This window comes from Priestia sp. 179-F W1.4 NHS (assembly GCF_045369295.1).
GTDB classification, from domain to species: Bacteria; Bacillota; Bacilli; order Bacillales; family Bacillaceae_H; genus Priestia; species Priestia zanthoxyli.
Genome location: NZ_JBIQFF010000004.1, coordinates 276,915 through 296,468, shown reverse-complemented (window position 1 = coordinate 296,468; position 19,554 = coordinate 276,915). Strand labels below are relative to the sequence as shown.

The window sequence follows — 19,554 nt, the reverse complement described above, 5'->3', positions numbered from 1 at the left end:
TAACTATTTTTAATGTGTTTGGTTATCTTAATACACAGGAGGTGATTTTGTGAGTAAATTAAAGAAAGATCCATCTTCAGCAGGTGTAAGCGCAGCAAGCGTCAAAGGAAATGCTGGACCGGTTAATGAACCGCACGGACGCGGCAAAAAGACATCTCAAAACCAGCAGTACACAAAGCATAATACACAAGGACATTAACCTCAAAATCGAACATGAGTAATCGAATCATGTTCGATTTTTGACTATTTCTTATTCTGTCATCACGACCATTTCATGGTTATTTTTTTACGATTCCTTTTAAGACAAATGCGACATTTGCAGGTCTTTCTGCAAGGCGTCTCATAAAGTACCCATACCAGTCCGTTCCATAAGGAACGTACACTCTCATTTGATATTGTTCTGCTACGAGCTGAACCTGCCTTTCTGGTCGAATACCGTATAGCATCTGGAATTCAAACTGATTCATTGAAATTCCATGCTTTTTAACAAACTCTTTTGTATACTGAATGATTCGTTCATCATGAGTAGCAACTGCTGTGTAGTGACCGTTTAATAAATGAAGTCCAATTATGTTTTTGAAGTTTTCGTCTACGTCTTCTTTATCAGGAAAAGCCACGTCTGCCGCTTCTTTGTACGCTCCTTTTACTAACCTTAATTTAGGAGCATAAGCATCTAATTCGCGAACGTCACTTTCTGTTCGATATAAGTATGCCTGAAGTACCGTCCCTACGTGGTCATACTCACTTTTTAATTGTTTAAACAGCTTAATCGTCTTGCTGCATCGCTTATAATCTTCCATATCAATCGTCACGAATACGCTATATTTTTCCGCTTCATTTAGAATATGACGCATATGATGAAGCGCCAAATCTTCAGAAATATCAAGTCCCATAGACGTTAATTTCAAAGAAATTTCTGAATCTAACCTTTCTTTGTGTATAAGATGGATGGCCTTTATGCATTGAGCCACAGCATTATTGACTTCAGCTTCACTTTCCACAAACTCTCCGAGATAATCAATCGTTACTTTTAATCCCTGTTCATTTAGCTTTTTTATCACACTAACAGCTTCATCGATGGTTTCCCCTGCAACAAACCTTGCTGCCCCAAAACGTAAACCATAGCGCTTAGCCAGCTTTGTTAACTTTTTGCTTTTTGATAACAATAAAAAAAAGTTTCTTATCGTTTGTTCCAAAGCAACCCCCCGCCTTCACTTGTCATACACCTCACAAATTTTATCTAATTATCATTAATTTTACCATTTTATCAACCAGATAGATAGGCACCCTTCATTAACATATGCACACTAGATCAAAAAGCTACCTGGAGCTTTTTTGATAAAAAAACATTCATCAGCTTCGTGATGAATGTTTTTATTCTGGTTTTCGCTGTGACGCTCGATGCGCCTCATTCAGCTCTTTTATTTCCTTCACAATTTCAATCATTTCCGCTTTTGCGTCTGGATATAATTGATTCCAATGCTTTGTTAAAGGCGGCATAGATTTTGAGATATGGTTGTAAAGTGCCCACATTTTCACTTTTTCCTGCAGCTGTTCATCAGTTTCTCCAACCATTAGTTCCGTATACTTTTCAATCAAACCGTCGAATTGCTCTTGAAAGGTTTTACTCATGCGCAGTCACTCCCTTCTTTGGTTTACAAATAACCGGACACGTTCGACAATAAGTCTCTTTGGCTCCTGTTTGGTAGGACAAACAGCACGTTTTTCGTACTCTTATCTCCTGCTTTTGTTTCTCTATATATTGAGGAGGTGAACTGTACCGAGCAAGCGGATTGTTATGATATGAACCAAAGTGACGTCCTTCAGCTTCTTCTAACACGTATCGTAAATTCTTTTGCACTTTCACATTGTCTATTTCTTCGTTTGCTAAAAGCAAATCATAAAGCCAGTGAATATAAACAGCTACGTTTTCCCACAGCGTCAGCTTTGAGATTTTTGTCACTTTACGCAGTACTGACCACATCGGCTCAATTTGATGAGCAAACAATTCATCAAGAAGTTCATCAAGAAGAATTTCGCGATTATCCTCTGTTACTTCTGTCGTCTCAATTTCTGAGATAAACACTTTTGGAAGCCACATCGTTTCAACTTGTTCGGTATGCAAAGATACATTTTTAGTCGATGCATTTATCTTTTTTTGAAACACAATAAATGAATACAAAGCCGCAACCACAACAAAACTATACCGCTTTGCTAACATTGAAGCAGCTGCTCTCAAACTAGCGGCCTCCATCGTCTCTTGAATCCATAATAGCTGCACCTTCACCTTACTTTCATCCATGCAGCTGGCAGGAGAAAACCTGTACAGCGAGTTATCTTTAAACGTACAGCGGAATTTTTCTGCTAACTCGCTTTGCTCATTCCTACTGAGCATGCTGCGTTTCAACTCGCAGCTTATTCACAATACATCGTCCGCGCCCATGAGGAATACAAAGAGGCGTTCCAAATAACGGATCAACCGTCACTTCACAGTTCATATTAAAGACTCGCTGTACTAAATCGCAGTTAATGACTTCTTCTGGTCTTCCCTGTGCATAGATTTTTTTATCTTGAAGCGCCACAATATGATGAGCATAGCGGCAAGCTAAGTTTAAATCATGCAGCACCATTACGATGGTACGATTTTCTTTTTCATTCAGTTCAAACAACAAGTCCAAGATCTCAATTTGATGCGTCATATCTAAATATGTTGTCGGTTCATCAAGTAAAATAATATCTGTATCTTGCGCTAGGGTCATGGCAATCCATGCGCGCTGACGCTGTCCACCAGAAAGCGAATCAACTTGACGATCTGCCAAGTCTGCTAAGCCTGTTGCTTCCAGTGCATTTTGCACTTTTTCTTCATCCTCTTGAGACCACTGGCGGAACCAATTTTGATACGGATAGCGCCCTTGTTTAACAAGCTGCAGCACAGTCAGACCTTCAGGTGCAACAGGACCTTGAGGAAGGATTGCTAGCTGCTTTGCAATTTCCTTGGTAGGAAGAGAAGAAATTTTAGAACCTTCTAGTAAAATAGAGCCTGCATGTGGCTTCAATAACCTTGCCAGTGAACGCAGCAGCGTAGATTTTCCGCATCCATTACTGCCGATAAAAACCGTAATCTCACCCTTTGGGATGGTAACGTCAAGCTCATCTATAATCATCGCTTCTCCATATGATAATGTTAGCGACTTTGTTTCTAACGAATGCATGCGAATCGCTCCTTCTACAAAGAATGCTATACGTTTCTTTGTTTGTATAGTAAATAAATGAAGTATGGTGCGCCAATTGCAGCTGTAAATACACCTGCTGGCACTTCGATTGGCAAGAAGAATGTTCGGCCAATTAAATCTGCTGCTGTGATTAAAATCGCTCCGATTAGTGCCGATAGCGGTATTAAAGCGCCGAATGACGAACCTACAAGCTTTCGGGCAATATGTGGAGCAAGTAACCCTACAAAGCTAATTCCACCGGCAAATGCAACGGCGCTCCCGGTTAAAGCTGTGCTCATCAGCAATAGTGCCAATCGATTTTTTTGAACGCGACTTCCAACGTTAGTCGCAATTTCTTCACCTAATTCTTGAACATTTAAATTTCGAATCATTAAAATCGTAATTATAACCAGCCCTGCAGTAACTGGAACTAGTACGGAAACACTGGCCCAATTTGAACCATAAACCGTTCCGGTAATCCAAATATTTGCCTGGCTAGCGCGGTAGATAGGACCCATAATCATAAACAGCGTGGTCATAGCTTTCGTTAACGCTGTTAATCCAATTCCTATTAATACTAGTGTAATAGGAGAGACACCATTTTTCCAGGCAAACACATAAAGTAAAAGCGCCACTGCCACGGCACCTAAAAATGCGCTAACAGGCATCCAATTAATACTTACGGTTAACGAGTTGCTTTTATCACTAAATAGTGTCAAAAATAACACTACACCAACTGACGCTCCTCCTGTTAATCCAATTAAGTCTGGGGAAGCAAGCGGATTTCTCACAAGCCCCTGCAAGATAGCGCCCGCAATAGCTAGACAAATACCAGCACAAATGGCAACAATAATACGCGGCAGTCTAAAAGATGTAACAACTAATTGTTCAAACTCCAACCCATGACCCGCTAAAATTTTAATTACACGAAATGGATTAATAAATAAGTCACCCGTACCTGCACTTAACAAAAAGAGTGCAACAAGGACAGCTGAAAATCCGGTAATGATTAGAGCAGCTTTTATATTAACTAAAAATGAAATTCTCTTTAAGCGAAGAGATAAGTATGTTTTCATGACGTCTTCGCCCCTTTCCTTGCCATATAGATAAAGAAAGGTGTGCCAATAACAGCAGTCATGACTCCAACAGGGATTTCTTGAGGCATAATGACGTACCTTGCGCCAACATCAGCTAATAAAATTAAAATCCCGCCGACAACCGCACTATAAGGAAATACCCAGCGATAATCTTGTCCTACGATTGCTCTTACAACGTGAGGAACAATGATTCCTACAAAGCTAATGGGACCGGCTACTGCAACGGCTCCCCCCGCTAAAATCGCAATAATGATGCCGCTTATAATTTTGACAAGAGCTGTTCTTTGACCTAATCCTTTGGCTACATCTTCACCAATCGTTAAAATATTAATTTTTGAAGCGATAAAAAAAGTAACAATAATTGCTGGCACTACATAAGGCAGTATGCCATACAACATTTCAACCTTGCGTCCTTGCACAGACCCTGCCAGCCAAAAGAGGACTTGATCAAGCGAAGATTCATCCACAGCTAGCAGTCCTTGTGTTAAAGAAGAGAAAAAGGCTGCAATAGCCGCTCCTGCGAGCGTCAGTTTGATAGGCGTTAGCCCTTCTTTTCCAATGGACCCAAGAAAATAGACAACCACTACGGTTAGTGCCGCTCCTACAAATGCAATCCATGTAAAAGCTTGAAGTGAATTGACCGAAAAAATCATCACTGCAACAACAATAAAAAAGCTGGCCCCAGCGTTCACACCGATAATATCCGGTGAAGCAAGTGGGTTTTTCGTTAACGCCTGCATCATTGCTCCTGCAATTCCTAAACAAATACCTACCACAGCACCAATTATAGCGCGCGGCAATCGAATATTTTGAATAACTATGTGCTCATTCGAACCGTTAAACGCTTGAAAAGCTTCAAATGCTGTTTTGATACTTGTATCTGTGTATCCGAGTACGATACTTAATCCAATACAGATTAAAAGCAGCATGATTCCAATGATGAGCCCCATTACTTTCATTTGAACACTGCGTAGCATCATTTTCATTGCTCTCCTCTAAGATGATTCCTATATATATCTAACCTTTAGTTTAGGAAACATTGAAAAAAGTGTCAATGATTTTGAGAATCATTTTCAATTTTTAATTGACACCGCTTAAAAGTTAGAATATTATCTTAATTGTTAATGAAAATCATTATCACTTAAGAGGAGGAAGAGATGTGAATACATATTCTAAAGGCAAGTTGTCATATTTGTTATCTATTCTTACCATTATGACACTGCTTGTGCTGGCAGCCTGCGGTAATTCAAACAGCGCTGACGATAATAAAAAAGAAAAAACTGAGGGTTCTGGCGAAACTTATACAGTAAAACACGCAATGGATAAAACAGAGATTAAAGGAACGCCTAAACGAGTGGTCGTTTTAACAAACGAAGGTACTGAAGCTCTTCTTGCAATGGGTGTAAAGCCTGTGGGCGCTGTTCAATCATGGTTAGGAAATCCGTGGTATGACCATATTAAAGGTCAGATGAAAGGCGTTAAAAGTGTGGGTACAGAAAGCGAGCCAAGCTTAGAAGCAATCGCTGCTTTAAAGCCTGACTTGATTATCGGAAATAAAATGCGACAAGAAAAAGTATACAATCAGCTTAGTCAAATTGCTCCGACTGTATTCTCTGAGGAGCTGCGCGGAGACTGGAAATCAAACTTTAAGCTATATGCAAAAGCTGTAAACAAAGAAGAAAAAGGTAAAGAAGTATTAGCTGACTATGACAATCGCGTAGCAGATTTAAAGAAACGCCTTGGAGATCAGTTAAAACAAAAAATCTCAGTTGTACGCTTTACAGCTGGAGACGTTCGTATCTATCATAAAGATTCATTCTCAGGTGTTATTTTAGATCAGCTTGGATTTGCTCGCCCTGAGTCTCAAGACAAGGATGATTTTGCTGAAATGAATGCAACAAAAGAACGCATTCCGGCAATGGACGGCGATCAGCTATTTTACTTCTCTTATGAAACGGGAGACGGTGAAGCAACAAAGCTTGAAAAAGAATGGATAAACGATCCTCTCTTTAAAAAGCTAAAAGTGGCTCAAGAAAATCATGTTCATAAAGTAGATGATGCTACTTGGAATACCGCAGGCGGTGTGTTAGCAGCTAATATCGTACTTGATGATATTGAAAAAATCTTCTTAGATAAAAAACAACAATAATATGAAAGAAAGAGCTTCGACGAGTCGAAGCTCTTTCTTTCATGTATAATGTATTTCCTTTCATCGCACACTAACCGTGGTCTCACTTTATTAAATAGGAGTGGTGAAAATGAATTCAAAAAAACAGCCTAAAAAGCAGCCAGATACAAATGAAATGGCTGACCGCCAGTTCGAAACAGAAGATTATAACCGACAAGATGCACTCTCACAAGGTCTAGCAGAAACACATGAGCAAGTAAGCGACGCCTATCAAGAAGGATCATTTGAAGATACAGATCGTTAATAAAAAAGAGCTGACTCTAAGTCAGCTCTTTTTTATTTTGAATGCTGCCATGCCGTTTTAGGCAATGACATGGACATCCACTGCTGGCGCTTTGATTTATCAATCGTCACTTTCTTTGCTTTAATTCCTTGTTGAATCAGCTGTTTCATTAGTTTATCAATTGACTTCATCGCTATTCACCTCAAAAGCGGAAATTTGTCTTGCTTCTACTCTTTTACTTTTTTGCGCTTAAACTTCATAAAAAACTCATAGACGATTGGAACGATAATGAGCGTAAGCAGCGTAGAACTTGTTAGTCCTCCAATCACGGTAACCCCTAGCCCTTTTGAAATAAGGCCTCCACCTTCAAATCCAAAAGCTAATGGAAGCAGTGCACCAATCGTTGCAATAGCTGTCATTAAGATCGGGCGAAGACGTGTCATTCCAGCTTCTAGTAAAGCTTCACGCGTTGAAAGACCCTCTTGCTCTTTATGAATCACGCGGTCAATCAGAACAATCGCATTGGTTACCACAATTCCAATCAACATAAGAGCTCCAATCATCGAAGAAATACTAATCGTTTCCCCAGAGATTAAAAGCGCCACTAGCGCACCAATGAGTGTAAATGGAAGTGAGAATAAGATAGCAAATGGCGCTAAACCTCCACCAAATGTCAGTACAAGTACGAAGTACACGATACCAATGGCTGCGAGCATGGCAATTCCTAATTGACTAAATGAGTCATTAATTTGCTCTGATGCTCCGCCAAAGTTAATGTCCATATCACTTGGCAAATCAATTTTCTTCACTTCTTTTTGGACGTTAGAAGAAACACCGCCTACATCGTCACTCTTAATATCGGCACTTACCTCTGCATAAATTTTATTATCACGGCGCGTTACCGTATTCGACGTTTTACCTTTTTTAATATCGACAACTTCATTTAATGTAACTTCCTGTCCAGTTTGAGAGGTCACTTTTGTGCTTGAAAGTTCGGCAAAAGTAGAGAAATCCTCTTTTTCTTTTGGAAGGTATACGTTAATTTCGTTTCCGTCTTTTTGGATAGTTGTTAACACTTCACGCTGTCCAAGGTTGGAAATTTGCATTCCGATTTGACTAGCAGACAAGCCGAGTTCAGCGGCTTTCTTTTGGTTCGGTACTAGCGTATATTCATCAAACGTATCTGAAAGCGTAGAATCGACATTTTTCAGTTCTTTATGCTTTTCTAAAACGCGCTGAACTTTGTCAGCATAAGGTTTGATTTCGTCTAAGCTATCTCCGTAAATAAGGACGTTTAATGAATTATTGCTGCCGCTAGACGCCGTATTCATGGAGCCCCATTCACCTTGATTCGCTTGTTTATTAAGAGCTTTTAATACTTTGTCCTGCTCTTTATCAAAGTTTTGTGTATCCTCGTCATATTGCACAAATGTTAAAACGTTATTTTTGCTTCCCGGATTAAAAGAGTTACCTTCACCGAACGAATACTGAACCGTTTTGACACCATCTCGCTTCATCAAGTACGCTTCTGCGCGATTAGCTGCTTTTTCTACGTCGCTTTGAGACTGTCCGGCTTTCGGTGTATACGTAAGCGTCAGCGTTTTTTCTTGATCGGATGATAAAAAGCTAACCCCAATAGAAGGAACTAAAAATAAACTTCCTACTAACAGTAGTACGGCTAACGCAAAGGAAATAAGCTTATGGTTTAGCGTCCAGTTCAAAATTCGCTTATATCCGTGCGCTAGTTTGCTTGGCTTTTCTTCTTTGACTTTTACATTTGTTTTAAATAACGAATGAGCAAGCATTGGCACGAGTGTTACCGCTACTAGCAGTGATGCTAACAGTGCAAAAACAACCGTTAACGCAAACGGTAAGAATAGCTCTCCTACCGGTCCTTCTACGAGACCTAACGGTAAGAATACGGCCACGGTTACGACTGTAGAAGAGAAAATTGGAACAAACATTTCTTTCGTCGCCGCGACAATTAAATCTTTTCCTGTAAGCTTTTCTTCCTGATAAGCCATGCGGCGGTAAATATTTTCAATAACGACAATGGAATCATCTACAACCCTTCCGATGGCTACAGTCATCGCTCCAAGCGTCATAATATTTAAAGAGATATCCATTGATTTGAGCGCCAAAATGGCGATTAATAGCGAAAGCGGAATTGAAATAACGGCAATAATCGTTGAACGAATATCACGTAAAAATAAAAGAATAATAATAACCGCAAAGACCGCACCGATAATAGCTTTATTTAGCATCGTATGAACAGAATCTTCAATTGGTTTACCTTGATCAAAAATATTGTCAACGTGAAGGTCTTTATTTTTCTTTTCTAGGCTATTCATTTTTTCTTTAATATCATTTACAACATTTACTGTGTTCGCATCCTTCGCTTTGACAACTTGTACAGCAATTGAAGGTTTTCCGTTCGTGCGAGAAATGGATTCTGCTTTCCCCGTCACTTTAACATCCGCAATTTCTTTTAATTTCACAGTTGGAATCGAAGCTGCGGATGGCGCCTGCTGCACGGCTCCTTGTGTTTGCTGCTGGCTCATTCCTTGTTGCTGACCTTGAGCAGCTCCTTGACTAGGCACAGCTGGAATTTCTAAGTTTTCCAAATCTTTTTCCGTTGTCATCTTTCCGTCTACCACAACAGATTTTTGAGATCCATCCATCGTATACGTACCAGCCGGCACTTTTGCATCGGATGCTTGGATCAGCTTTTTCACCGTATCTTCATCGAGTCCCAGCTGCTTGAGCTTGTCTTGTTTGAATACAAGTTCTGCTTCTTCAACTTGTTCTCCTGACACGCTGACCGAAGAAATGCCTTGCACTTTTTCAACTTGTGGAACAACGGTATTTTTTACATACTTCGTTAAGTCTTCTAATGATTTTTTATCATCTGAAACACTTAATGAAATAATCGGAAAATCACTGATGCTTTGTCTTGAAACATTTGGTTCCTCTACATCATCTGGCAGATCCACGTTTGAAAGAGCTCGTCTGACTTCGTCTTCTGCCTTCTCCATATTTTTACTAAAGCCATATTCAACTTGAATGGTAGCCATATTTTCATAAGAAGACGAGCTAACTGTGTCAACGCCGCTCAGTCCCTGAAGCTTTTGTTCAATTGGCTTACTCACCTTGTCTGCCACTTGTTCCGGAGTGGCGCCCGGATAAGTTGCACTGACTGTTACAACAGGCGTTGATATATCAGGAATAGTCTCTAGCTTCATATTAAATCCTGAATACAGCCCTGCAATAATGACAAAGAGTGTTAACAGCCATACTGCAAATTTATTTTTCAATGAAAATTTAATAAACTTCCCCAATGCATATCCTCCTTCAAATATATGTATACTAATAAAATTGACTGATTGGTCACAACAACTTAAAATATAAATGACTAACTGGTCAGTGTCAACCCTAAGCAGTCTCTCTCCTAATATGTTCATAATAAAGACATATTTACGATAAATCTTTTTTAGAGGAACTGACTCCCGTTCTTAACTTTGATATATACCTTTATCTTTTTTAGTGTATGATACTATTATCTAACGAAATGAATGGTCAAATTGTTCAATAAAGGAGGTAGAATACTTGAAAGAAAAAGAAAAAAGAATAATTGAAGCTTCGATTAAGCTTTTTGCAAAAAAAGGATTTAATGCTACCTCTGTGCAAGAAATTGTAGATGAATGCAACATTTCAAAAGGTGCATTTTACCTGCACTTCAAATCTAAGGATGCACTTTTATTATCAATTCTAAACTTTTACTATGAAAAGCTCTTTAGCTCTGTTTATGCTCTCGACGAGGAAGTAAACGATGCCCGCAGCCGCTATATGAATCAGCTCATCTATTTCTATGAATTTATTACAGAGCACAGAGATTTTATTATCATGCAAATCCGTGAAAAATCGATTCCATTTAACAAAGAAGTGGAGACCTTTGTTCATAAAATGCAGCGAGAAACGTTTTACTTTCATCGCAAAAGCCTCGTTAGCGTATACGGAGAAGACGTAACTCCTTATATCTCCGATTTAACGAAAATGATTGAAGGTATTCATCATTCCTTTTTAGAAATTATTATCTTCAATCAATACGAGCTTACCTTTAAAGAAGTCGCGCAGTACATAATGGAACGAGTTGATGTATTAGTAGAAGATTTATTAGCTAGAAAACCTCGTCCCCTTATTCCCGCTTCTTTTGGTGAAGATATATATGGAAAGGAACGAACGACTTTTCTAAGTAAAAATGAGCAGGTAAAACAAGCTCTTGAGGAAATTAAACATCTGCTAGACACCAGCGATCATATTTCTGATGAACACGCAGACAGCTTTCACATTTTACAAACGGAGCTAAAAAAAGATAAGCCTACCGCTGCTATTGTAAAAGGCATGGTTGGAAATTTAACGGAACTTAAACCGTTGGAAGAACCGCTTAATCTTTTAACAGCTTTACTCCAACAAAAATAACAGAAGGCTTCAAGCCTTCTGTTATTTTTCTGCTTTTGAACTAGATACTCCCCCAGATAACACGAACTTCATTGCTTCTTCCGGCTTAATATCTAACCATTCAATTTCTTCTTTTGGAATCAAAAAAGTAAAACCGGCTACTTGAAAAGTTTGTGGAACATAGACAGCGACATGGTCTTTTAACGAGTGAATAACCTCTTCTACTTCTTCAGAGGTCACAAACCCTATGACTTTCATTGACGTGCCGGGCATTGGCACTAAAGCTACTTTTGAAAAAGACTTTTTCTCTCCAAGAAAAGATTGAAATGTATCTTTAATGACACTATATAGCGTTTTAACAAGCGGTATTTTTTCTAACAATCGATCAATTAAGTTAATAATTTTCCCAGCGAAAAAACGGGTAGATAACCACCCTAAGAACGTAATTAAGACAAGCGTTGCTAAGATTCCAATACCAGGTATATAATCCTGCTTCATATAGGGCTTCAATACGTTCCCTAAAATGCTGTCTAAAAAATTAAATACTCTTACCAAAATATAAATAACAAGGATAATAGGGACAATCGTTAAGAGTCCATTGATAAAACTTTTTATGATTGCTTTCATGCAAACACCTCATTTTTCCTGACATACTGCTGTTCATTATACAATGGATTTGTTTTGCTGCGTCTTTTTATTTCTATTCACATACGTATAAACTAGCGACGTTTTATCAAAATAATAGATGGGTACATGAACATACATACTTATATATTTATTTTTTCGGAGGGATACAATTGGGACGTTTAGAATCAAAAATTGCTGTTATTACAGGGTCAAGCTCTGGTATAGGAAAAGCAACTGCTGAGCGCTTTGCGAAAGAAGGAGCGGTTGTTATTTGTGCCGATATTAATTTGGACGGGGTAAAAAAAGTAGCAAAAGAAATTAAAGACGCTGGCGGTGAAGCATACGCCTACTATATCGATGTAGCTGAAGAAGAAAAAGTAAAAGAGTTCACAGCGGAAATTGAAAATAAATTTGGAAAAGTGGATATTCTTTTTAATAATGCGGGGACAGACACAGAAGGCGGTAAGCTTCACGAATATCCTGTAGAACTTTGGGATCGCTTAATGTCGGTAGATTTACGCGGAACATTTCTTGTAAGCAAATATGTTATTCCGCTGATGTTAGAAAATGGCGGGTCGATTATTAATAATTCATCCGTATCCGGACTGGCAGCAGACTTAGACCGTTCTGGCTATAACGCGGCGAAAGGTGCTATTACCAACTTAACAAGAACCATGGCAATTGACTACGCTCGTGAAGGTATTCGCGTTAACTCAATTGCTCCTGGAACAATTGAAACGCCTCTTCTTGATGATTTATCAGGCGCTGAAGAAGGAAAAAAATTCAGAAAAGCATATGAATGGGTCGATCCCATGGGCCGTTTAGGCAAACCAGAAGAAGTAGCCGGTGCCGTATTATTTTTAGCATCCGATGACAGCTCATATGTAACGGGTGACTGCATTACGGTAGATGGCGGTCATATGGCGTATACATGGCCTGGAAAAATGCTTTACGATAAAATGTGAGAATACAATTAGCTCTATACCTTAAGGTATAGAGCTTTTCCGTTTGCATTTTTTCTTTAAAATAGACGTGACATTATGTCAAGACAGGTGTAAACTTAAAGCAAAATTCTTTGCTTCTAGGAGGAAGACATGAAAACAAAACAATTATCAGAACGTCAGCTTCTTGGCATCGCAGGGCTAGGATGGCTATTCGATGCCATGGATGTTGGCATTTTGTCTTTTATCATTGCAGCTCTTCACGCTGAATGGGGACTTTCCCCTACTGAAATGAGTTGGATAGGCAGCGTTAACTCGATCGGGATGGCCGTTGGAGCTCTCATGTTCGGGCTGCTGGCTGATCGAATTGGGCGAAAAACCGTTTTTATTGTGACTCTTGTTCTTTTTTCAGTGGCAAGCGGACTTTCGGCTCTTACTACTACCCTTGCTGCTTTTTTAGTATTTCGATTTTTAATTGGAATGGGTTTAGGAGGAGAGCTGCCTGTTGCTTCTACCCTTGTGTCTGAGACCGTGGCGCCGGAAAAACGCGGTAAAGTGGTCGTCTTGTTAGAAAGTTTTTGGGCGTTCGGCTGGCTACTGGCAGCACTTATTTCTTACTTTGTAATCCCAGCTTACGGGTGGCAGCTAGCTCTTATTCTAACGGCTATACCAGCATTGTACGCCATTTATTTGCGCATCAAACTGCCAGATTCTCCTCAATTTTTAGAGGCGACAAAGGAAAAGAAACCGTCTATTACGGACAATGTAAGAAGCGTGTGGTCTAAGCCTTATCGTCAATCTACCGTTATGCTGTGGGTTCTGTGGTTTTGCGTTGTATTTTCATATTACGGCATGTTTTTATGGCTACCTAGCGTCATGGTCATTAAAGGATTTAGCTTAATCAAAAGCTTTGAATATGTATTGATTATGACATTAGCTCAACTGCCTGGCTATTATACGGCTGCTTGGTTTATTGAACGCATGGGCCGAAAATTCGTATTGGTCACATATCTGTTAGGTACGGCTGCCAGCGCATATATCTTCGGAAATGCAGAGTCACTTTGGCTGCTGCTAACAGCAGGTATGCTGTTGTCTTTCTTCAACTTAGGCGCTTGGGGAGCCTTATACGCGTATACACCTGAGCAATATCCGACATCTATTCGAGGCACAGGGGCTGGAATGGCAGCTTCTTTTGGACGAATTGGAGGAATTTTAGGACCGCTGTTAGTTGGGTATATGTCAACCCAAGGTGCGTCTTTAACGATTACGTTCTCCATCTTTTGTGCAGCTATTTTAATCGGTGTTGGTTCGGTTGTTTTTCTAGGAAAAGAAACCAAACAAAAGCAGCTCGCATAAAAAAAGACGCTCTTTTAGAGCGTCTTTTTTGTGCTTATTATTTATTTTCTACTAGCTCTTTTTCGCCTGTCTCTACTTCCACGTCACGCTGAGCGAATACTTTCTTGGCTACGCTCAAAGCATTTAACACGCGAGGGAAACCCGTATATGGAATTAATTGAATGATGCTCTCCACAATTTCATTCGGCTCTAGTCCAGCCGTTAAACCTGTGTTTAAATGCAGCTCAAGCTGAGGCTCTGTACCCTGAGTAACTAATGACGAAATGGTAACTAAAGCTCGCTGCTTATTCGTTAAACCTGGTCGTGAATAAATGTCTCCATAGGCAAATTCAATAATATATTTCCCAACGTCAGGAGCTAGGTCTTTTAAGTCTTCCGTAATTTTTAAATGAGTCGAAATATCATTGTTACTCGTTAACGTATATTCCATTAATTTATCTAAACCTTTTTGATAGCTATTTTGTGCCATGTAAAATCAGCCTCCGTATTTTTTACTGACACCGCGCGGAATCAATGTTTGTTTTCGTGTATGTTTTCTACACTATCTACTTTAACGCACATTCTTTCTTTCGTAAAATACATATATTCAATACAACATATGCATTTTATCTATATAAAACAGAATGCTGTTCATTCATATAGTGAAGGAATTGTTTAGAGGCATATGAAATATATTTATCTTTTTTTAAAATCAATCCTAAATCCCATGAAATTGAAGGATTGGTAATAGGAATTGCTTTTACAACAGCAGAATCCACTTTTGCTGCAATGGACTGTGGAAAGATAGATACACCTAAGTTTTCCGCAATCATTTCACCAATAAAATCCCATTGAGAGCTCTCGTAAGCTACGTTAGGTTCAAATCCTGCTTGTTGACACGCCTGAATAAGCCGGTCGTGAAGCGTAAAATCTTCATTAAATAAAATAAATTTCTCTTGGGCTAGTTCATTAATTTCCACATGAGTTTTAGAGGCCAAAGGATGAGAACGGTGAACATATAAAAGCATTTTTTCAGAGATAAAAGGATTAATATCAAAAAGATGTTCATTTACTGGAAGCACCGCTACACCTAAGTCTAACTCTCCTTTTTCTACTGCTTTTTGAACACGATTGGCTCCGTATTCAATAAGTTTAATTGTGATATCTGGATAGAGCTGCTGAAACCCTTTAATAATCTTTGGAAAGAACAGGACTCCAATCAATGGAGGAATTCCAATTTTAATCATGCCTTTTTTCAGATTCATCACATCATATAGATAAGTCGATAGCTCATCAATGGATGCCATAACTTTTTGTCCTTGCGCATACACAACTTCCCCGGCATCCGTTAAATCAATCTGTCTTGCGGACCGGTCAATTAATTCTACTTCCAATTCTTCTTCTAAGTTTTTCACCATTTTGCTCAAGGTCGGCTGTGAAATATGAAGACTTTGAGATGCTTTAGTAAAGCTCCTTAATTTAGCGACTTCTAAAAAATAATTAAGCTGACGAATATCCATCTCTGCTCCTCCCATAGATAAAGCGAATATCTTTTATCTTATTTATTCATTTTACCTATTAACTTTTAAGATATACAGCAAAAAATCCGAACGATTTATCGTTCGGATATACCTTTACCTAAAATACTTTTGTCCTGTCCTTTTTTACTACGGTTATTTAAAATATTTTGGCTGCTTGTGCCGCTTGTTCTAAGCCACTTTCAATAATTTCTTGAGCACGATCCGGAAACTGATTATGTCCTTCAATAATAACGGAGTTCACGTCCGTGATTCCAAAGAATTGAAGTACGCTGCTAACATATTTAACGGCCATTTCGACCTCAGCTGCTGGACCTTCTGAATATACTCCGCCACGCGCGTTTAATAACATCACCTTTTTATCGCCCAGTAATCCCACAGGACCTTCTGGCGTATAATTAAACGTTTTGCCTGCTTGATTTAAATAATCAAAGTACGTATGAAGCACGGCCGGCACAGTAAAATTCCAAAGCGGAAAGGCAATGACAATTTTATCAGCTTTAACAAATTGTTCTAGGTAACAATTAGCAATTTCTGCTGCTTTGTTTTCCGCTGCCGTCACTTCTAGCCCTCTTGCTAATTTAAACTGACCGTTTATCATGTCAGCACCTAAATAAGGAAGTTCTTCTTTGAACAAATTCAGCTCCATTATTTCTTCACCTTGGTGCGATTGTTGATAGCTTTCTAAAAACGCATCATATAATTTTACGCTGACCGCTTCACTTGCCGATCTGTCATTTGCTTTTATAAAAAGAGTATGACTCATACTAAAACCTCCACTGATTGTTGATACTCTTATTTTATTCGTTTTGTCCTTGCGTTTCGAACGACTTTATAATGAAATACTTTCATACTTTAGTCGGAGAAATCTTATATAAGTAAGAATTTTTAAAGAGCCAAAAATCACATCGAAAACGATAATCATTATCATTAAAATTAGAGAGAAATTATTATTTATCATTTAACATAAGGGGAGCTTTTTATGTGGTCAAGTTTGGCTTTGTCGCTTCGTGAAGGTTTAGAAGCATCCCTTATCATTGGAATTATTTTAGCTCATGTTACAAAAATCGGCCGAAAAGACTTAAAATATTCCGTCTTTATTGGCGCTGTTGCTGGCCTTATTTTCAGCTTAGTATTTGGCTTTATTGGTTTTAATGAGGCGAAAGAGTTAGAAGAAGAGTCAGAAGAAATTTTTGAAGGAGTCATGATGCTTTTAGCTGCAGGCCTTATTGCTTATTTTATTCTGTGGTTGCACCGAAGCAAAGAAGTGACATCTTCAGTTACATCAAAAATTCCCAAAAGCTCTTCCAAGTGGGGATTAATCGTTTTAGCCTTTTTATCTGTCTTTCGTGAAGGAACAGAACTAATCATTTTTAATCTAACACAAGTGAATCATCACGCCTCTTCTATTGTATTCGGCAGTATAAGTGGCATTTTGCTGGCCGTCGTTATTACATACATTTTGTTCAAAACAGCTATTAAGCTGAACCTTTGGATTATTTTTAAAGCGCTTGGTATTTTCCTTATTTTTATTGGGGGAGAGTTATGCGGTGAAGGTTTGGTTAAGCTATTTGAAGCTGGTGGAGAACCCCTTGAAATAATTGGATTTAGTATTTTTATAGTTGCATCACTTTATCTGTTTTTCCAAGCGGACTTGAGAAAATTACGAGTAAGAAACCAAAAATCGGCATCATAACTACACAAAAGCCGCCTGTTAAAGGCGGCTTTCTTAATTTGTAGATGAAACGGGAAGATGAATCACAACTTCCGTCCCTTGTTCTTCTTCACTTTTAATAAAAATCTCGCCTTTATGCTGACGGACAATAGTTTGTGCAATCGATAGTCCAAGCCCCGTTCCTCCCGTAGCTCTGCTTCTAGCTTTATCCACTCGGTAGAAACGTTCAAAAATATGTGCAAGATCTTCTTTTGGAATACCAATTCCATAGTCTTTCACTTTGATAATGACATCTCCCTGCTTTTTTTCAACGGTCACTTCAATTTTATCCGTACTGTATTTAATTGCATTATCAAGCAAAATAATCAGCACTTGCTTCATTTTTAGTTCATCCACTTCAATCATAATGGGCGTTTGATCATAATGAAGAACTAATTCTCTTTTGTATACCTGCTGCAGCTGCTTAACGATTTGTTCAAAAATAAGAACAAGATCTGTTTGCTTCATATCAAGCGTTTGTTCTTTTTCCACACTTGCCAGATCAAGCAGCGTTTCAATCATTTTTTGCATTTTGGTTGCTTCCGCATAGATAGTGTCAATCGCATCTAGCGTAATTTCTTCATTTTTAATCCCTCTTCTTCTTAATAAATTAGAATAACTGCGAATAACGGTTAGAGGGGTTTTTAATTCGTGAGAAGCATCGGAAACAAATTGATTTTGCTTTTCAATATTTTCTCGCAAGCGGTCAATCATATGATTAAACGTAACGGTCATACCCTGCAGTTCATCTCTCGTTTCCGTTTGAATGAGAACTTTTTTAGGAACACCGCTCTCTTCAATCTCTTTCATCGTTGTGACCATATTTTTAATAGGATGCATAATGACACGTGATAACCATCTTCCTCCTAAAAGCGACAGTAAAATGGACACAAGCGAACAAAAAATCAAAATTGATAGCAAAATATCTTTGCGGGTTTCAAAACCAGTCAAGAGCTCGCCAATCTCAAGCGTTTCAACGACTTGATTATTGACTTTGACAGGCATGCGAATAACCAATACTTGCTTTTCTCTGATTTTGCGAAGCTTCACCTTTTTTTTCTTTGAAAACTCGGGCTTAATTTTCACCAGATGAGGATCATTTGATACTTGATTAATGACCGTAGAATTTTCTGAGACTGTTCGGATAAATGAATGGTTGGTCAAATAAAATTTTAGTAACTCTGGCGAAAGCTCCACGGAATGATCTTGCTGACCTTTTTGAATAATCTCGCGTGCTTTTTCGAATAAAATGTCCTGTTCCATATTCACCGTAGATTTAGTAAAGGAGAAAAAAACAACGATGTTCATGATTAATAAAATAACCACTAGCCATGCTGTTGTCAGCAAATTAATCTTCGTCGTGATCTTCATGCTTCTCCTCTTTCATCATATATCCTACGCCCCGCACCGTATGAATGAGAGAAGTAGAAAAACCTTCATCTACTTTTTTTCTTAAGTGGCGAATATACACATCAATTACGTTTGTTTCTCCTTCATATTCATAGCCCCAAACGTTTGTGAGAATCCCTTCTCTCGTGACAATTTTATTTTTATTCGTAAGCAAATACACGACTAAATCATACTCTTTCGGTGTCAACGTAATGGATTCATTGTTTCTTAGGACTTCCCTTGTTTCAAGATTAATGGTCAAATCACTGATCGTTAAGAGCTCTGCTTCAGCTTCTTTCGTTCCTGATGCTTCTACGAGCGAACGATAGCGAATACAAGAGCGAACTCGTGCTAGCAGCTCTTCAATTTCAAACGGTTTTGTAACATAATCATTAGCCCCTTGGTCTAACCCCATTACCTTATCTAACGTCGTATTTCGGGCAGTTAATAAAATAACTGGCGTAAACACTTCCGCTTTCCGAAGTCTTCTTAACACCTCAATACCACTCAGACTTGGAAGCATCACGTCGAGCAAAATGAGGTCATATTGAGAAGATATTGCCGTCTCTAAACCCGCTTTCCCGTCGTACTCAACATCTACTTCATAATCTTCAAATTCCAATTCAATCTTTAGCACTTTCGCAATTTGCGCTTCATCTTCCACAATTAAAATTTTCTCTTTCATATTATGCACCTCTCACCACGTGTCTTAAGTGAAAGAATAGCTTCTTTAGATAAAAAAACAACACCTTTTTCAAAAGATGTTTGTTTTTTTATCTAAACCCTACTTTTTCAACATACTTGTTCTTTAGCTTATCCTTATTGTTTGTAA

Annotated in this window: 21 protein-coding genes; 7 read left to right on the top strand and 14 right to left on the bottom strand. The window is 38.6% G+C overall.

The window, feature by feature from the left end; all coding sequences use genetic code 11:
- Positions 1-49: 49 nt before the first annotated feature.
- Positions 50-199: a YuzL family protein gene (locus ACH0CI_RS20020; protein WP_013059660.1), complete on the top strand. Its 150-nt coding sequence runs from the start codon at positions 50-52 to the stop codon at positions 197-199.
- Between the two features lie 79 nt (positions 200-278).
- Here the strand turns inward: ACH0CI_RS20020 and ACH0CI_RS20015 are convergent, their stop codons facing one another.
- From ACH0CI_RS20015 to ACH0CI_RS19990, 6 genes are all read right to left on the bottom strand, one after another.
- Positions 279-1,196: a proline dehydrogenase family protein gene (locus tag ACH0CI_RS20015; RefSeq protein WP_028412084.1), complete on the bottom strand. Its 918-nt coding sequence runs from the start codon at positions 1,194-1,196 to the stop codon at positions 279-281.
- 178 nt (positions 1,197-1,374) lie between these two features.
- A complete protein-coding gene (locus tag ACH0CI_RS20010) occupies positions 1,375-1,632 on the bottom strand; it encodes a YusU family protein (protein ID WP_335707513.1) in 258 nt (85 codons plus the stop codon).
- The gene (locus ACH0CI_RS20005) at positions 1,625-2,395 is read right to left on the bottom strand and encodes an IucA/IucC family C-terminal-domain containing protein (protein ID WP_034264219.1); all 771 of its coding nucleotides are present in this window, start codon (positions 2,393-2,395) and stop codon (positions 1,625-1,627) included. The genes ACH0CI_RS20010 and ACH0CI_RS20005 overlap by 8 nt, the downstream gene beginning before the upstream one ends.
- Positions 2,385-3,212 carry an ABC transporter ATP-binding protein gene (locus ACH0CI_RS20000; RefSeq protein ID WP_013059664.1) on the bottom strand — a complete coding sequence of 276 codons (828 nt, stop codon included), beginning with the start codon at positions 3,210-3,212 and terminating at the stop codon, positions 2,385-2,387. The genes ACH0CI_RS20005 and ACH0CI_RS20000 overlap by 11 nt, the downstream gene beginning before the upstream one ends.
- A gap of 26 nt (positions 3,213-3,238) precedes the next feature.
- Positions 3,239-4,288, bottom strand: coding sequence for a FecCD family ABC transporter permease (locus ACH0CI_RS19995; RefSeq protein WP_335707514.1), 1,050 nt, complete (start codon positions 4,286-4,288; stop codon positions 3,239-3,241).
- The gene (locus ACH0CI_RS19990) at positions 4,285-5,289 is read right to left on the bottom strand and encodes a FecCD family ABC transporter permease (RefSeq protein ID WP_028412080.1); all 1,005 of its coding nucleotides are present in this window, start codon (positions 5,287-5,289) and stop codon (positions 4,285-4,287) included. Before ACH0CI_RS19990 ends, ACH0CI_RS19995 begins: the two co-directional genes overlap by 4 nt.
- A 179-nt stretch (positions 5,290-5,468) precedes the next feature.
- Here ACH0CI_RS19990 and ACH0CI_RS19985 point away from each other — a divergent pair, with 179 nt between their 5' ends.
- Together ACH0CI_RS19985 and ACH0CI_RS19980 are read left to right on the top strand one after the other, a co-directional pair.
- Positions 5,469-6,458: an ABC transporter substrate-binding protein gene (locus ACH0CI_RS19985; protein WP_406902137.1), complete on the top strand. Its 990-nt coding sequence runs from the start codon at positions 5,469-5,471 to the stop codon at positions 6,456-6,458.
- A 109-nt stretch (positions 6,459-6,567) separates the two neighbouring features.
- Positions 6,568-6,741, top strand: a complete 174-nt coding sequence (locus tag ACH0CI_RS19980; RefSeq protein ID WP_013085357.1) for a YozQ family protein — start codon at positions 6,568-6,570, stop codon at positions 6,739-6,741.
- A gap of 32 nt (positions 6,742-6,773) precedes the next feature.
- Here ACH0CI_RS19980 and ACH0CI_RS19975 read toward each other — a convergent pair whose 3' ends face one another.
- Together ACH0CI_RS19975 and ACH0CI_RS19970 are read right to left on the bottom strand one after the other, a co-directional pair.
- Positions 6,774-6,911 carry a hypothetical protein gene (locus ACH0CI_RS19975; protein ID WP_014457868.1) on the bottom strand — a complete coding sequence of 46 codons (138 nt, stop codon included), beginning with the start codon at positions 6,909-6,911 and terminating at the stop codon, positions 6,774-6,776.
- Between the two features lie 36 nt (positions 6,912-6,947).
- Positions 6,948-10,058 carry an efflux RND transporter permease subunit gene (locus ACH0CI_RS19970; protein ID WP_406902136.1) on the bottom strand — a complete coding sequence of 1,037 codons (3,111 nt, stop codon included), beginning with the start codon at positions 10,056-10,058 and terminating at the stop codon, positions 6,948-6,950.
- A 268-nt stretch (positions 10,059-10,326) separates the two neighbouring features.
- Between ACH0CI_RS19970 and ACH0CI_RS19965 the strand changes: the two genes are divergently transcribed.
- Positions 10,327-11,199 (top strand): TetR/AcrR family transcriptional regulator, encoded by an 873-nt coding sequence (locus tag ACH0CI_RS19965; RefSeq protein WP_028412077.1) that lies wholly within the window; start codon positions 10,327-10,329, stop codon positions 11,197-11,199.
- Between the two features lie 21 nt (positions 11,200-11,220).
- Here ACH0CI_RS19965 and ACH0CI_RS19960 read toward each other — a convergent pair whose 3' ends face one another.
- Positions 11,221-11,805, bottom strand: a complete 585-nt coding sequence (locus ACH0CI_RS19960; protein WP_028412076.1) for a DUF502 domain-containing protein — start codon at positions 11,803-11,805, stop codon at positions 11,221-11,223.
- A gap of 170 nt (positions 11,806-11,975) precedes the next feature.
- On the opposite strand from ACH0CI_RS19960, the gene ACH0CI_RS19955 reads away from it, so the two are divergent.
- Together ACH0CI_RS19955 and ACH0CI_RS19950 are read left to right on the top strand one after the other, a co-directional pair.
- Positions 11,976-12,770: an SDR family oxidoreductase gene (locus ACH0CI_RS19955; protein ID WP_406902135.1), complete on the top strand. Its 795-nt coding sequence runs from the start codon at positions 11,976-11,978 to the stop codon at positions 12,768-12,770.
- A 129-nt stretch (positions 12,771-12,899) separates the two neighbouring features.
- On the top strand, positions 12,900-14,102 hold the full coding sequence (locus ACH0CI_RS19950; protein ID WP_406902134.1) for an MFS transporter: 1,203 nt from the start codon (positions 12,900-12,902) through the stop codon (positions 14,100-14,102).
- Positions 14,103-14,139: 37 nt separating this feature from the next.
- On the opposite strand, the gene ACH0CI_RS19945 is transcribed toward ACH0CI_RS19950, so the two are convergent.
- From ACH0CI_RS19945 to ACH0CI_RS19935, 3 genes are all read right to left on the bottom strand, one after another.
- A complete protein-coding gene (locus ACH0CI_RS19945) occupies positions 14,140-14,571 on the bottom strand; it encodes a carboxymuconolactone decarboxylase family protein (protein ID WP_406902133.1) in 432 nt (143 codons plus the stop codon).
- A 136-nt stretch (positions 14,572-14,707) separates the two neighbouring features.
- Positions 14,708-15,601: a LysR family transcriptional regulator gene (locus ACH0CI_RS19940; protein WP_335707521.1), complete on the bottom strand. Its 894-nt coding sequence runs from the start codon at positions 15,599-15,601 to the stop codon at positions 14,708-14,710.
- 157 nt (positions 15,602-15,758) lie between these two features.
- Positions 15,759-16,385, bottom strand: a complete 627-nt coding sequence (locus ACH0CI_RS19935; RefSeq protein ID WP_406902132.1) for an FMN-dependent NADH-azoreductase — start codon at positions 16,383-16,385, stop codon at positions 15,759-15,761.
- Positions 16,386-16,601: 216 nt separating this feature from the next.
- Here ACH0CI_RS19935 and ACH0CI_RS19930 point away from each other — a divergent pair, with 216 nt between their 5' ends.
- A complete protein-coding gene (locus ACH0CI_RS19930; protein ID WP_406902131.1) occupies positions 16,602-17,315 on the top strand; it encodes an FTR1 family iron permease in 714 nt (237 codons plus the stop codon).
- Positions 17,316-17,348: 33 nt separating this feature from the next.
- Here ACH0CI_RS19930 and ACH0CI_RS19925 read toward each other — a convergent pair whose 3' ends face one another.
- Both ACH0CI_RS19925 and ACH0CI_RS19920 read right to left on the bottom strand, forming a co-directional pair.
- On the bottom strand, positions 17,349-18,704 hold the full coding sequence (locus ACH0CI_RS19925; RefSeq protein ID WP_406902130.1) for a sensor histidine kinase: 1,356 nt from the start codon (positions 18,702-18,704) through the stop codon (positions 17,349-17,351).
- Positions 18,682-19,407, bottom strand: a complete 726-nt coding sequence (locus ACH0CI_RS19920) for a response regulator transcription factor (protein WP_098621236.1) — start codon at positions 19,405-19,407, stop codon at positions 18,682-18,684. Before ACH0CI_RS19920 ends, ACH0CI_RS19925 begins: the two co-directional genes overlap by 23 nt.
- Between the last annotated feature and the right edge of the window lie 147 nt (positions 19,408-19,554).

Coding starts and splice junctions, on each gene's coding strand:
- ACH0CI_RS19925 (WP_406902130.1), bottom strand. CDS start 18,704: ATGAAGATCACGACGAAGATTAATTTGCTGACAACAGCATGGCTAGTG.
- ACH0CI_RS19935 (WP_406902132.1), bottom strand. CDS start 16,385: ATGAGTCATACTCTTTTTATAAAAGCAAATGACAGATCGGCAAGTGAA.
- ACH0CI_RS19995 (WP_335707514.1), bottom strand. CDS start 4,288: ATGAAAACATACTTATCTCTTCGCTTAAAGAGAATTTCATTTTTAGTT.
- ACH0CI_RS19980 (WP_013085357.1), top strand. CDS start 6,568: ATGAATTCAAAAAAACAGCCTAAAAAGCAGCCAGATACAAATGAAATG.
- ACH0CI_RS19990 (WP_028412080.1), bottom strand. CDS start 5,289: ATGATGCTACGCAGTGTTCAAATGAAAGTAATGGGGCTCATCATTGGA.
- ACH0CI_RS19945 (WP_406902133.1), bottom strand. CDS start 14,571: ATGGCACAAAATAGCTATCAAAAAGGTTTAGATAAATTAATGGAATAT.
- ACH0CI_RS19960 (WP_028412076.1), bottom strand. CDS start 11,805: ATGAAAGCAATCATAAAAAGTTTTATCAATGGACTCTTAACGATTGTC.
- ACH0CI_RS20005 (WP_034264219.1), bottom strand. CDS start 2,395: ATGCTCAGTAGGAATGAGCAAAGCGAGTTAGCAGAAAAATTCCGCTGT.
- ACH0CI_RS19940 (WP_335707521.1), bottom strand. CDS start 15,601: ATGGATATTCGTCAGCTTAATTATTTTTTAGAAGTCGCTAAATTAAGG.
- ACH0CI_RS20010 (WP_335707513.1), bottom strand. CDS start 1,632: ATGAGTAAAACCTTTCAAGAGCAATTCGACGGTTTGATTGAAAAGTAT.
- ACH0CI_RS19930 (WP_406902131.1), top strand. CDS start 16,602: ATGTGGTCAAGTTTGGCTTTGTCGCTTCGTGAAGGTTTAGAAGCATCC.
- ACH0CI_RS19975 (WP_014457868.1), bottom strand. CDS start 6,911: ATGAAGTCAATTGATAAACTAATGAAACAGCTGATTCAACAAGGAATT.
- ACH0CI_RS19920 (WP_098621236.1), bottom strand. CDS start 19,407: ATGAAAGAGAAAATTTTAATTGTGGAAGATGAAGCGCAAATTGCGAAA.
- ACH0CI_RS20000 (WP_013059664.1), bottom strand. CDS start 3,212: ATGCATTCGTTAGAAACAAAGTCGCTAACATTATCATATGGAGAAGCG.
- ACH0CI_RS19950 (WP_406902134.1), top strand. CDS start 12,900: ATGAAAACAAAACAATTATCAGAACGTCAGCTTCTTGGCATCGCAGGG.